This window comes from Rhodococcus sp. 1163 (genome assembly GCF_002091985.1).
Taxonomy (GTDB): domain Bacteria; phylum Actinomycetota; class Actinomycetes; order Mycobacteriales; family Mycobacteriaceae; genus Rhodococcoides.
Window position 1 is genome coordinate 567,845 of the sequence record NZ_MKKX01000017.1, and the last position, 12,587, is coordinate 580,431.

Consider the following 12,587-nt stretch of genomic DNA (forward strand, 5'->3'; position numbering starts at 1 on the left):
GGCGATTCTGCAACCATCCGGCGAGCAACGGAACACTTTACACAGACAGCGCGCAGGTACCTGGGGTTCGTGATCTGCAGGTGCAGATACACCGTTCACCACTGTTCTTCGCGCGTACGGTTGGTGTGGTGACGACAGCGTTCCGTCAGGCAGATCTGGTCTGTGAGGGCGGCGGGGTCAAAGGCATCGGCCTCGTCGGAGCTGTTCATGCGCTCGCCGAGGCGGACTATGGGTTTCCCCGCGTAGCCGGGTCCAGCGCCGGCGCCGTCGTCGCGGCCTTGGTGGCTGCGCTGCAGCACGCCGAGGAGCCCTTGACGCGATTGCCGGAGATTGCGCAGCGCGTCGACTACCGCAAACTGACCGACCCGTCACTGCTCGGGCGTGTGCCGCTGATCGGCGGAGTCCTCTCGTTGCTCACCTCGAGCGGTCTCTATCAGGGTGCCTACCTCGAAGACCTCCTCACCGACACTCTCGCCGAATTCGGGGTCCACACTTTCGGTGATCTGCGCACCGGCGAGGAACCACTGAGCTACGCATATTCGCTGGTGGTGACCGCCAGCGACCTCTCCCGGAAGCGTCTGGTCCGGATCCCGTGGGACCTACCGCTGTACGACATCGACCCCGACACCTTCCCGGTCGCAAAGGCGGTGCGAGCCTCGGCAGCAATCCCGTTCCTGTTCCGACCCGTCCAAGTGTCGGGCGCAACCTGGGTCGACGGCGGACTGCTCTCCGACTTTCCCGTCGGATTGTTCGACCGGACCGACACCGCAGAGCCACGCTGGCCGACATTCGGGGTGCGGCTCACCGCACGACCGGGAACACCCCCGGCGACCCATCACATACGCGGGCCGCTCGCCCTCGGTATAGCCGCGATCGACACCCTGTTCACCAACCAGGACGCCGCCTACGTCGATTCCCCCTGCACGGTGCGGCGCACGGTGTTCGTCCCCACCGAGTCGATCAGCGCCGTCGATTTCGACATCACCGACGCCCAAAAGCGCACCCTGTTCGACAACGGCGTCCGCGCTGCGGAGAAATTCCTGAGCACCTGGGACTTCGACGACTACCTCACCGCCTGCCGCACACCACCGGTCTGAATCCGGGACTGCATGATGGGAAAATTCACTCCTACACAGCGCGGTCGCTGGTCTCCCAGTACCGCGCGCGCAGCGCCTTCTTGTCGAGTTTACCGAGCGGTGTCAGCGGCAGACTGTCCACGAAATCAATGCTCTTGGGTGCGTGCACCGACCCCTTGGCTGCTTTCACCCGCGCGACCAACTCTTCCGTGGCGACAGTCAGCCCGCCGCGCAGAACCACGCACGCCTTGACCGCTTCACCCCACTTGTCGTCCGGTACACCCACAACCGCCACGGAGGCGACGGACGGGTGCGCGGAGATCACGTCCTCGATCTCGCGCGGGAACACGTTGAAGCCGCCGGTCACGATCATGTCCTTCTTGCGATCGACGATGGACAGAAAGCCGTCGACGTCCTTGCGCGCGATGTCGCCGGTGTGCAGCCAGCCGCCCCGGAAGGCTTCTGCGGTCTCGGCAGGTTTCTTCCAGTACCCCTTCATGACCAAGGGACCTCGGACGCAGATCTCGCCCAATTCGCCCTGCGGCACTTCGTTCAGGTCGTCGTCGAGCAGTCGAACGTCGAGCCACGGCACCGGACGGCCACACGTGGCAAGTCGGGCGGGGTCGTCGGCGAGGTGCTCTTCCTTACGAAGCACTGAGATGGTCATGCCGCACTCGGTCTGACCGTAGAACTGGAAGAAGATCTGACCGAACTTCTCGATGCCTTCCTGCAAACGTGCCGGCGACATCGCGGATGCCCCGTAGAAAAGCGTCTGCAAACTGGAGACGTCCCGCTTCTCGAGGTCCGGATGATCCATGAGCATGTAGATCATGGTGGGCACCAACATGGTTGCGGTGATCTTGTACTTTTCGATCGCCTCGAGAACTGCTCTGGGTTCGAAGGCAGGCAGTACGATCAGCGCGCCACCGCGCAGCAGCGTCGGCGTGAAGAACGCCGCACCGGCATGCGATAGCGGCGTGCAGATGAGGAAACGGTTCTCCTCGGGCCATTGCCATTCCGACATCTGGATCTGGTTGAGCGCCGCGCCCGAACGGAACGATCCGACAACACCTTTGGGCTTTCCTGTGGTGCCACCGGTGTACACCATGCTGCTGGCGTCCTCGGCATCAACGTGCGCGGCTGTGAGAGCTGCAGGCTCGAATGTGGCCGCGAGAGCCAGAATGTCGATGCCCACCTCGGAGGGCCCCATCGACAGGATCGTGGTCAACGAAGGCGACGACACCTTCAACTCTGCGGCGCGGTCCTCGAAAGCGTCGGGGTCGAAGATGAGGGTGTCGATCTCGGCGTCGTCGACGATGTACTTGTGGTCGTCGAATGAACCCATCGGATTGAGGGCGCTGGCGCGACAACCGGTGATCATGGTTGCGCCCATGCTGACGAGCACTTCGGGACGATTCTTGGACAGCATCGCCGTGCTGGTGCCCTGGGTGATTCCGAGCGACGCGAGTGCTTGGGCGAAGCAGCTGATCTGATCGCACATCTGTCCGCCGGTGAGAACAACGTCGCCGATGTACAGCGCCGGCTTGTCGTGATTCCGTTCGAGGGCGGTGATGAGCAGGTCCGGAGCGTAAATCGGCCGGTGGAGGTCAGCGAACTCGTCTGGCATCTGGTCTTCCTTCTGCTCGCGCTGCCCGGTTCCGAGACGAATACCACAACCCGAACAGTGAGACGGGCAGGTACCCACGGTCCGGTGACGACTTCGAGGGTAAGCGAAGTCACACCTGGTTCGAGGCTCGGGTCCAGGTAACAGCAGCGGTACCGAAAGCTGACAGACAGTCGCTCGATATCGCCGGACGGAACGCCCCGAACCAGGGGCGTCCCGTCAAGCAGTAACTACTAGAAGCCGGCCGAACCTGTCCACGGCAGCGGCACCGGCGCGGGAGCCGGAGCCGGAGCAGGCTTCGGAGCGGGAGCAGGCACAGCCTTCAGCGTCCACGTTCCGCAGTCCTCGGAGTTGAATGCGACGTCGCTCGCTTTGATCGTCACCACTGCCTGCCCGGAATCAGGGCTGATGAAGTCGTTGGCGATGATCGAGTCGAAGTCGCCTTCGAAACTCGAGGCCCTCTCCCAGTAGCAGCCGTACTCGTCGCTGGCCCCGTCGGAGACGTACGTTCCGGGCACGATATCGGTTCCGACGGCCCAGGTGCCGTTGCCGAAGGAGGTTGCGGGATCTGCTGATGCAACGCCCGTACCGATGAATGCGGTACCGGCGAGGAATGCCGCAGCAATCAGGGACTTCTTGAACATGGAGAGCCTTTCGAGGTGATGTGAAGCGGAACCGATCGAGGCAGATCGGATCCGGTGGAACCAGAAATCTCGGACGAGATTTCTAGGCAGCCTGGGCAGCAAGACTCATCTGCTCCAGGATGTTTCGGTTGATCTCTTTCCTGATGCTCGGGTCGACGCGTGCCTCCTCATGGCGACGGGCGGCGACGGCGAGCCGGTCGGCGATCTCGTTCAGTTCATGACCGGAATGGCCGCGAACCCAGCTGTATCGAATTTCTCGATGCGCGGCCCTCTTACGAATGACGTCGACGATGGCGATGGTGTTGCCTGAATGTTTGTCCAGCAACCTCGGTCGCGTCATCGCCAGGCAGGAGAGCGCCACCTTGCTGTCGGTCAGGATGTGTAAGCGGCGGTCAGGAAAAGCCTTGAACGCGAGCGCAATAGCGAGGAGTTCACCGACAAGCACGGTGTCGGTCTGCGGATAGGACTTGCTCGAGTAGCCGCCCTCTCCGCTCACACACGCCACTCCCACACCGCGCCTGCCGCTTCCCTTGGAGGCGTCGGTTGCCACGACCAGTTCGGGTAGGGCGGCGCGGCGGTCCAGTTCGGCCCGCCACGCTCGGTGATGGGCGAACCGGTTGTGATCGTCGAGTGCAGCTACTGCCATTCCGATGAGGTCCAGAAGCGAACCTCGTGCAGCATCGACGACGGTAAGGCCGGGAAACGACGCGGCAGCGGCTTGGATCTCGTGCCGAAAGGTGCGGTCGGAGATGTACAAGACTGCCGACGGATGGGCCAACGTCACGAAGTGCTCGAGTGCTTCGAGCGCTGCCGAATACATGAACGGGGCGGCGTCCCCCGTGAAAACCTCTGAGTGCGAGTCGCTTCCATCGAGCGACCAGACGAGTGCGACTTCGACACTGCCTTGATCTCCGAAACCAATCTGGCGCATGTGCAGTGCGGCGAGCATCGAGTCCTCCTCGGTCGGCTGTGGGGTGAACACAGCTTGACGGCAGGAGGGCAAACGTGGAACTGACCTCTTGATAACTAGGGTTATCAAGAGCTTGCACTGAAGAGCGCGCGCCGTAAGGTAACTTCGAGAACGGTCCGAGCGGTCCGAAGAGAACCCTACCCAGGAGGTACGACAGCGTGAAGCATCGTGCCACCACCCTCCTGACGATGTCGGAGATCGCCGCGTTGGCGCAGGTCCAGCGGCCGGTAGTGACGATGTGGGCCAACCGCTACCGGGGAACCGATCGCCCGTTCCCGTCGCCCACCGAGGTACGGGGCAGACAACGACGGTATGACGGCGACGAGATCGTCCACTGGATCCAAGCTCGGGAACTAGGCAACAACGACGCTCTCGACGAGAACCTTTGCCTGTACGCAGCGCTCGACACCGGCATCGATATCGGTGAAGACACCGTGCTCGAAGGGATCAGTGCCCTTTTATGCCTCAAATGGCTTCTGGGCGATCAATTGAGCGAACTCTCCCCGGCTGATCTTCTCGACGAAGCGGACGACGCCGATCCCGACGACGCATTTCTCTACGCAGAAGTTGCGGCACTAGGGGACAGTCTCGGGATGTTCGCCGAGTACGTCGATCGGATGGTCGATTCTGCATACGGTCCGAAGCAGGCATTCGAAGCGCTACTGGCCCAACGGTTTCGATTGCTCCGCACGGACTTGTCGGACAGCGCCATGAGCCCCAAGGCTCTGGATTTGTGTGCCGCGATCACACTTGCCATCACCGACCACGACCGCCATGTCTTCGTCGATCCGTCGGAGGGCAGCAGTGACCTGCTCGTTGCTCTCCGCAACAGTCTTCCCGAATACGCCGAGCCTCTGTCCATGCGCAACGAGGCATCCTCGTCTGCTGCGCGGCTGGCACGCCGGCGACTCACTGTGCACGGGTGGGCGCGACAGAGCCCGCCGGTATCGGGGTTCGGAAACGGTTTCGCACTCTCGGGTCCGTCTGCGTTCGTCGTCCAGTATCCGTCGCCGTCGTCCCTCGCCTATTCCGACTCTCAGATCTTGTCCGAGATCGATGACATTGCCGTGCAAATGGCCGAGGATCATGTTGCCGTCGTGGTGGCGCCCGCATCGGCGTTGCTCGATGCCCAACGCGACCCCTCGGCTGCTCGGCTACGGTCGGACATTCTCCGCTCCGACCGTGTGCGTGCAGCGGTGCGCCTACCGGAGGGTTTGCTCCCCGCCAAGCCTGGAACATCGCTCGCATTGTGGGTACTGGGTCCGGCATCCGAGGCAGTCAAGCCGGCCGATCGGTGGTCAGTTGTGATCGACGTCGGTTCTCGGGAACTCGATACAACAACTACCGAAGGCCTTGTCTCCGATGTCATTGCAGCAATGGGTGATTGGGACACCATCAAGGCCCACGCCTTTCAGTTCGGTGTATTGACCAGGACATCGGTTCTTTTGGCGGAAGACAAGCGTGGACTCACACCGGCCCGGATCAGACATCCGCGAGCGAGACGCGTGGGTGCCGATTTGGCAGCCAAAGTACTCGCCCATTCCGACGAGATCAGACGAACTCAGCTCGAGCTGCGGCGAGAATTTCGCATACCCGTCGAGTATCGGGACAGCGACCGGTCGTTGATGCCCACCATTGGACAACTCCTCGACTCGCGAGAGCTCCGGCAGCTGAGCGGAAACAGAATCGATTCCGAGGACCTGCTCGTCGGGGGCGCTGTCCGAGTTATTGGGGCAGACGAGGTGACCGGCATCCGACCTGTCGGAGTCCGAGGAATCGACCGCTTGGTGTTCACCACCGCTTACCCGAACGGTCGGTACACCGAGCCTGGTGACATCGTCTTCTGCTCGGGTTCACGTTTCGGAGCGATTGTCGATCATGACGGTTCCGCGGTCGTCGTCTATCCGGCCAGGGTCATCCGAGTTGCCGACCCAGCCACCTCAGGGCTGATTCCCGACGTCATCGCCGGTCACCTCAACGCATCTCGCCTCGATACCCGCCCGCCGGGGGCCATAAGATCCAGTGCGACGTGGAAGCGGTGGGAAGTGCCGAGGGTTCCTACGGATCGCGCGGCGGCGACGATCGACGCCGTTCGAACGCTGCGCGACCGACGCTCGGCGGCCCTGCAATTACTGACCGAAATCGAACAATTGACAAGCACTCTCGTCGACGGGCTTGCACACGGAGTGCTCGCCGTCGGTGCCGATATACAGCCTCCACACGAAAGGGCTCCACAGAATGCCTCCTAGGAAACGGGCGGCGGCAGTCAATACGCCGTCGACGATGAAGGAACTCAAGGACACGCTCTGGAAGGCCGCGGACAAACTCCGCGGTTCGATGGATGCATCGCAGTACAAGGACGTCATCCTCGGCCTGGTGTTCCTCAAGTACGTCTCCGACGCCTTCGACGAGCGTCGTGAGCAGATCCGTGCCGAACTCCTCGCCGACGGTATGACCGAGGACCAGATCGGTGATCTGATCGACGATGAGGACGAGTACCTGGGTAACAGTGTTTTCTGGGTTCCCGAGACCGCTCGGTGGAAGTACCTCGCGGAGAACGCAAAAGGCATCCAAGAGTCGGTCGGTGTGACCGGCAAGTCCACAGGTGAGCTGATCAATGCCGCGATGGTGTCGATCATGGCGTCCAACTCCACCTTGACCGGCACCCTGCCCGTTGTGTTCAACAACGACAGCATCGATCAGCGACGTCTCGGCGAGCTGATCGACCTCCTCACCGATACTCGTTTCACCGGTCATGGTTCTACGAAGGCACGCGACCTCCTCGGTGAGGTGTACGAGTACTTCTTGGAGAAATTCGCTCGCGCGGAAGGTAAACGGGGCGGCGAGTTCTACACGCCCTCTAGCGTTGTTCGCGTTTTGGTCGAGGTTCTCGAGCCGTACAGCGGTCGGGTGTACGACCCGTGCTGTGGGTCGGGTGGCATGTTCGTTCAGACCGAGAAGTTCATCGAGAATCACGGTGGCAATACCGCTGATGCTGCGGTGTACGGCCAGGAAGCGAATCAGCGGACGTGGCAGATGGCGAAGATGAACCTCGCGATCCACGGCATCACCGGCAACCTCGGTGACCGCTGGGAAGACACCTTCGCTCACGACAAGCATCCAGATTTGAAGGCGGACTTCGTGCTTGCGAATCCGCCGTTCAACATCAAGGACTGGTCACGGCGCGAGGACGACAAGCGTTGGAAGTTCGGTGTGCCACCTGCCGGTAACGCGAACTACGCGTGGATCCAGCACATCATCTCGAAGCTTGCCGAGCGTGGCAGCGCAGGTGTGGTCATGGCGAATGGTTCGATGTCCTCGAACTCTGGTGGTGAAGGCGACATCCGCGCACAGTTGGTCGAGGCCGACCTCGTTTCATGCATGATCGCACTGCCGACCCAGCTATTCCGTAGTACAGGAATCCCGGTGTGTGTCTGGTTCTTTGCGAAGGACAAGACAGCCGGACCGAAGGGATCCATTGATCGGCAGGGTCAGGTTCTGTTCATCGACGCCCGGAACATGGGCTACATGGTCGACAGGGCTGAGCGGGCGTTGAGTGATGAAGACATCGCGAAGATTGGTATGACTTTTCACTCGTGGAGGGGAACGGCATCCGGCATTGGGACTGAATACTCGAATATGGCCGGCTTTGCATACTCCGCAACACTCAATGAGATCAAAGAGGCCGACTATATTCTCACCCCTGCAAGATACACCGGGCCGATACCAACGGAAATAGATCTTGAACCTCTCGAAGAGAAGATACGCCGCCTCACAAAACAACTTTTTGAAGAATTTGATAGATCGACCAAGATGGAGAAAATAATTCGACTTCGATTGGACGAACTTCAGTGAGCCTTTGGCCAGTATCCAAGCTCAAGGACGCAGAAATCGATATTCTAGATTGTGAGCATAAAACACCACCAGCTCTCTCAGATGGTGCGCCATATGTCGCCATCCCTAACATCATAGATGGCAGAATTCGGCTCGAAGATTGTCGACGTATAAGTATAGAAAATCTGAATGAGTGGACGCGGCGCACTCGGCCTCAAGGTGGCGACCTCGTAATAACCAGGCGAGGTCGGGTCGGCGACACTGCACCAATCCCTAATGGCGTGAACTGCGCAATGGGCCAAAATTTAGTAATTGCCCGATCGAGTGGAAATCAAGTTGACCCATCTTTCTTGCGTTGGGCGACCCGTACGCCGCAATGGCGTCACGAGGTTGATCGCCTAACCAATGTGGGCGCAATCTTTAACAGCTTGAATGTGCGTGATATCTCGAACCTGAGAATTCCATTGCCACCAATTGGTGAACAGCGCAAAATCGCTGCAGTATTCGATGCCATTGATGAAAAAATGACGTTGAACAGCAGCATCGTCGCAACTGCTGAAGCATTGTCGGACTCAGCAATGAAGCTGATGCTGACCACCACCACCACTACCGCGGTTCCCTTGTCTGCTACGGCTCGTTTCGTAAACGGGAAAGCATTTACGAAGGAGGCGACAGGAGCAGGGCGCGTAGTTATCAGGATTGCAGAGTTGAACTCAGGCCTGAGTCGTTCGACGGTCTATAGCGAAGAAGTAGTGTCGGACGACTACATGGCACGCTCGGGTGACATTCTCTTTGCGTGGTCCGGTTCTTTAACTCTCCACCGATGGTACCGAGAACAAGCAATTATTAATCAGCACATTTTCAAGGTTATTCCATCATCGAACTACCCGCGGTGGCTCGTATTCCAACTGATAAAGCAGAAACTGCAGGCTTTCAAGAACATTGCCGCCGACAAGGCTACGACGATGGGCCATATACAGAGAAAGCACCTAGATGAACCGGTTCCCATTCCAGACAGCGAAGATATTCAATCCTGGGATTCGGCACTGAGTGCGTTGTGGAATCGCGCGCTCGCAGCCGAACAGGAGTCAGAGCAACTATCAACACTGCGTGACACATTACTGCCGCAGCTACTCTCGGGCAGGCTTCGCCTCCGGGAGACAGCCAAGCGGGTCGAAGATGTCCTTTAACTCGGCCAAAGATGCAAGCAATTCCGCGTCTATGGTTGGACTCGACGACCGCACCACACGCCTCATCTCCGGCAAACACACTTGGGGTGTGCTCACCCCGATCCTGAGGCCCTACGAAACTGCAATCACTGCAGCAATCGCGTACATCGGTTCACACGCAGCACAACGTATTCCATTGTGTTCGGGCTCGTCCATCATCGTGGATGCGAGCGAGAAGTCGGTTCGTGCCGGCTCCACCGACCCTCGGGTATTACTGTCGTGGGTGAAAGCCGGGGTCAACGTCTATTCACTGCCGAATCTTCACGCAAAGATGATTCTCGCGGACCGTGCATCTGATGCTCATCCACCGTTCCTCGCTGTCGGGTCAGCCAATGCCTCTGATACCTCAGCAAACCGGTTGCACGAGTCAGTACTGCTGACAGATAACGACGAAACCCTTGATGAGGCTCGATCTGTCCTCATCGAGTGGAAAACGTTAGCGGGTAGGCCAATTTCCCTCCGGCAGCTCGAACCTCTCGTCGACATCTACAACACCAGGACGTCCGACGACAAGACACCGGATGCGGATCAGGCGCAGCCGGAGGATCGCACGCCGTGGCCTCGGCCCACTGCGATTCGCCTTGCAGTGATCGGGCTTCCAGGCGATCCATCGGAAGAAGCCATCCACCGCCGGGACGAACTAGCCCGTCAGTTCAAATGCACCGACGAGGATCAGGTCGGCGACATGTTCGTAATCTCGATGTTTTGGTGGGAGGAGGAACATGAGTACCTCGACGCACCGCGATCGGCCTACGCCGAGGGTGACTACGTAATAGTCATCAGAGGATCGAAATCGGCGAGCGTGCTCTCGACGTCACAACTCGACGAACCCGGGAGGGTTGTTCGTATCTACATAGAAACCGAAGGTAGACGGTCGCGGATCTATTGCTACCTCCACAGAAAACTATCCGACGAGGACCACACGGCCATCGAGCTAAGACAAGTTCTGACCGCATTGGACATTGAGTTGAACTTCACGCGGCACTACCGCCGGCAGCAGATAGTCGAAGCACTGCTCGGTATATGGACAGATCTCGAATACAGCGAAGGTCTCTGAACGACAGCGACAGCGAAACCGTCAACCTAACGCCGCTTCGCCCCCGCGCTCCTCGACCCAGACGTGCGAGAGCCCATCCTTCGCGCCGACGACGGCTGGGCTAGTTGCGGCTTCGCAAATCCTGTCTGTGCGGCATTGATTGCCCCTGCACGCCGCAACACAAGGAGACCCACATGATCGAACCCGATCCGCTCGCTTTGCTGTCCAGCGAGGACTGGACTGCCCTTCGCGAACTCACCGAGCGGATCGATGCCGACCCTGATGTGTTTGGAAAGTGGGTTGCTCCCGAGCGAAGAAGAGAAGACGGTGTCACGCAAATCGGACACGTGAACTATGGGTCTGTTGTTCGGGAGTTTCTGGAGTTCATGTACGTTATGAACCTCGTTGTCCAATTCGACTGGCGCGGTCGGCGTGGCAAAGAAGCGGTGGCGCAGGGAGATCTTGGCCCGATACGGTCGGCGACGCCCTAACCTCGGGCTTTCACGCGAATTGAGCTCGACCGAGTGTCAGTTCAGAGGAATGGTGCCCTGAACTGGGAAGATTGAACTTGCGAAGGTAACAATCCAGCGAGTTCGAGAGGCACCATTCCGGTGAGTAAGTCTACGTCGCCCTACCCCGCCCTATCCGTCGATGCGACCGGAAACGGGATCGTGTCGCACGCAGGTGCCGTCACCGTCCTGCGCACCGCCGAGGTCACAGGACTCACCGCAGCCCTGTCCGAGCAGCTCGCACCATGGCGTAAACCGTTGGCGCGCTTCGACCCCGGCAAGATTGTCGTCGATCTGGCAGTGTCACTGGCACTCGGCGGCGACTGCCTCGCCGACATCGCTACCCTGCGAGAACACGCGGGCGTCTTCGGGCAGGTGCCTTCGGATCCGACGGTGTCCCGACTGGTCTCCGTCCTGGCCTGCGATGCTCCGCGTGTACTCGCAGCGATCGACAACGCCCGCGCACAGGCTCGCGCTGCTGCGTGGGCACACGCCGGCCATCACGCGCCTGATCACGACATTTCTGCGCAGAACCCGATCGTCATCGACCTCGATGCCACCCTGGTCACCGCCCATTCGGAGAAGGAGAAAGCGGCACCGACCTACAAACGCGGATTCGGATTCCACCCACTGCTGGCCTTCGTCGACCACGGCAAGTCCGGTACCGGCGAACCCGTCGCAGCGCTTCTACGTCCAGGAAACGCAGGCTCGAACACCGCCGTCGACCACATCGAGGTCACTCGGAAAGCATTGGCGCAGTTGCCGTTCACTACCGGACAGCGACCTGGGAGGAAAGTGTTGGTACGGACAGACGGCGCTGGGGCGAGCCACGCATTCCTTACCTGGCTGCACAGGCAGCGGGTGTCGTATTCGATCGGCTTCGCGCTCACCGACGCCATGGTCCACGCTCTCGCTGCTGTTCCGGAGAATGCATGGTCTGTCGCCGTTGACTCGGAGGAGAAGGTCCGAGACGGCGCATGGGTCATCGACGCCACCGGAATCATTGATGTCACCGCGTGGCCGCCGGGGATGCGGGTGATCATCCGGAAGGAAAGGCCACATCCAGGTGCCCAACTGCGGTTCACCGACAGCGACGGTCTGCGGTTGACCGCTTTTGCCACCAACACCGTCGGTGGTCAAGTCCAGGACCTCGAACTACGGCACCGGCGCCGCGCGCGATGCGAGGACCGTATCCGCACCGCCAAGGACACCGGGCTCAGTAACTTTCCATTGCACGGTTTCGACCAGAACCGTATTTGGCTCGCACTCGTCGAACTCGCTCTCGAACTCACCGCATGGACACAGATGCTCGGCTTCCCCGATCACGATGCCCTGCGCTGGGAGCCCAAACGTATTCGTCTACGGATCTTTTCGATCGCTGGCCGCATCTCGTCCCATGCCCGTCGCATCAGACTGAAACTGTCGAAGAACGCGTCCTGGTCCGATGCGATCGTTTCCGCCCTGACACGATTGGCGGCGTTACGCGCACCCGCCTGACCCGGACCACCATCCCATCAACATGGAAGTAAACCTCTCGGGCGGTGGAACCGAGCGTTCAACCGATCGACATCGGCCGACACATCGCGCCCGATCGACGTGCACTCGGCCGCAAACGACAATCTCGATCCGATCAGGTCACCACGACAGCACGAAGAAAGATCGAGG

Annotated in this window: 10 protein-coding genes; 7 read left to right on the forward strand and 3 right to left on the reverse strand. The window is 60.1% G+C overall.

Going from position 1 to position 12,587, the window contains the following annotated elements; all coding sequences use genetic code 11:
- The first annotated feature begins 128 nt into the window (after window positions 1-128).
- Window positions 129-1,097 carry a patatin-like phospholipase family protein gene (locus BJD99_RS06145; RefSeq protein WP_256895508.1) on the forward strand — a complete coding sequence of 323 codons (969 nt, stop codon included), beginning with the start codon at window positions 129-131 and terminating at the stop codon, window positions 1,095-1,097.
- A gap of 31 nt (window positions 1,098-1,128) precedes the next feature.
- Here the strand turns inward: BJD99_RS06145 and BJD99_RS06150 are convergent, their stop codons facing one another.
- From BJD99_RS06150 to BJD99_RS06160, 3 genes are all read right to left on the reverse strand, one after another.
- The gene (locus tag BJD99_RS06150) at window positions 1,129-2,703 is read right to left on the reverse strand and encodes an AMP-binding protein (RefSeq protein WP_084345963.1); all 1,575 of its coding nucleotides are present in this window, start codon (window positions 2,701-2,703) and stop codon (window positions 1,129-1,131) included.
- A gap of 230 nt (window positions 2,704-2,933) precedes the next feature.
- Window positions 2,934-3,344 (reverse strand): hypothetical protein, encoded by a 411-nt coding sequence (locus tag BJD99_RS06155; RefSeq protein WP_084345853.1) that lies wholly within the window; start codon window positions 3,342-3,344, stop codon window positions 2,934-2,936.
- An 82-nt stretch (window positions 3,345-3,426) separates the two neighbouring features.
- A complete protein-coding gene (locus BJD99_RS06160; protein ID WP_084345854.1) occupies window positions 3,427-4,326 on the reverse strand; it encodes a ribonuclease H family protein in 900 nt (299 codons plus the stop codon).
- Window positions 4,327-4,472: 146 nt separating this feature from the next.
- Here BJD99_RS06160 and BJD99_RS06165 point away from each other — a divergent pair, with 146 nt between their 5' ends.
- The 6 genes from BJD99_RS06165 to BJD99_RS06190 all read left to right on the forward strand — a co-directional run bounded on the left by BJD99_RS06165 (window position 4,473) and on the right by BJD99_RS06190 (window position 12,419).
- Window positions 4,473-6,563, forward strand: coding sequence for an AlpA family transcriptional regulator (locus tag BJD99_RS06165; RefSeq protein ID WP_256895509.1), 2,091 nt, complete (start codon window positions 4,473-4,475; stop codon window positions 6,561-6,563).
- Window positions 6,553-8,169, forward strand: a complete 1,617-nt coding sequence (locus BJD99_RS06170; protein WP_084345855.1) for a class I SAM-dependent DNA methyltransferase — start codon at window positions 6,553-6,555, stop codon at window positions 8,167-8,169. Before BJD99_RS06165 ends, BJD99_RS06170 begins: the two co-directional genes overlap by 11 nt.
- The gene (locus tag BJD99_RS06175; protein WP_084345856.1) at window positions 8,166-9,338 is read left to right on the forward strand and encodes a restriction endonuclease subunit S; all 1,173 of its coding nucleotides are present in this window, start codon (window positions 8,166-8,168) and stop codon (window positions 9,336-9,338) included. Before BJD99_RS06170 ends, BJD99_RS06175 begins: the two co-directional genes overlap by 4 nt.
- A gap of 31 nt (window positions 9,339-9,369) precedes the next feature.
- Window positions 9,370-10,434 (forward strand): phospholipase D-like domain-containing protein, encoded by a 1,065-nt coding sequence (locus tag BJD99_RS06180; RefSeq protein ID WP_084345857.1) that lies wholly within the window; start codon window positions 9,370-9,372, stop codon window positions 10,432-10,434.
- Window positions 10,435-10,607: 173 nt separating this feature from the next.
- Complete coding sequence (locus BJD99_RS06185; RefSeq protein ID WP_084345858.1) at window positions 10,608-10,904, forward strand: DUF6508 domain-containing protein; 297 nt, start codon at window positions 10,608-10,610, stop codon at window positions 10,902-10,904.
- A 120-nt stretch (window positions 10,905-11,024) separates the two neighbouring features.
- Window positions 11,025-12,419: an IS1380 family transposase gene (locus tag BJD99_RS06190; RefSeq protein ID WP_084345178.1), complete on the forward strand. Its 1,395-nt coding sequence runs from the start codon at window positions 11,025-11,027 to the stop codon at window positions 12,417-12,419.
- Window positions 12,420-12,587: the final 168 nt, after the last annotated feature.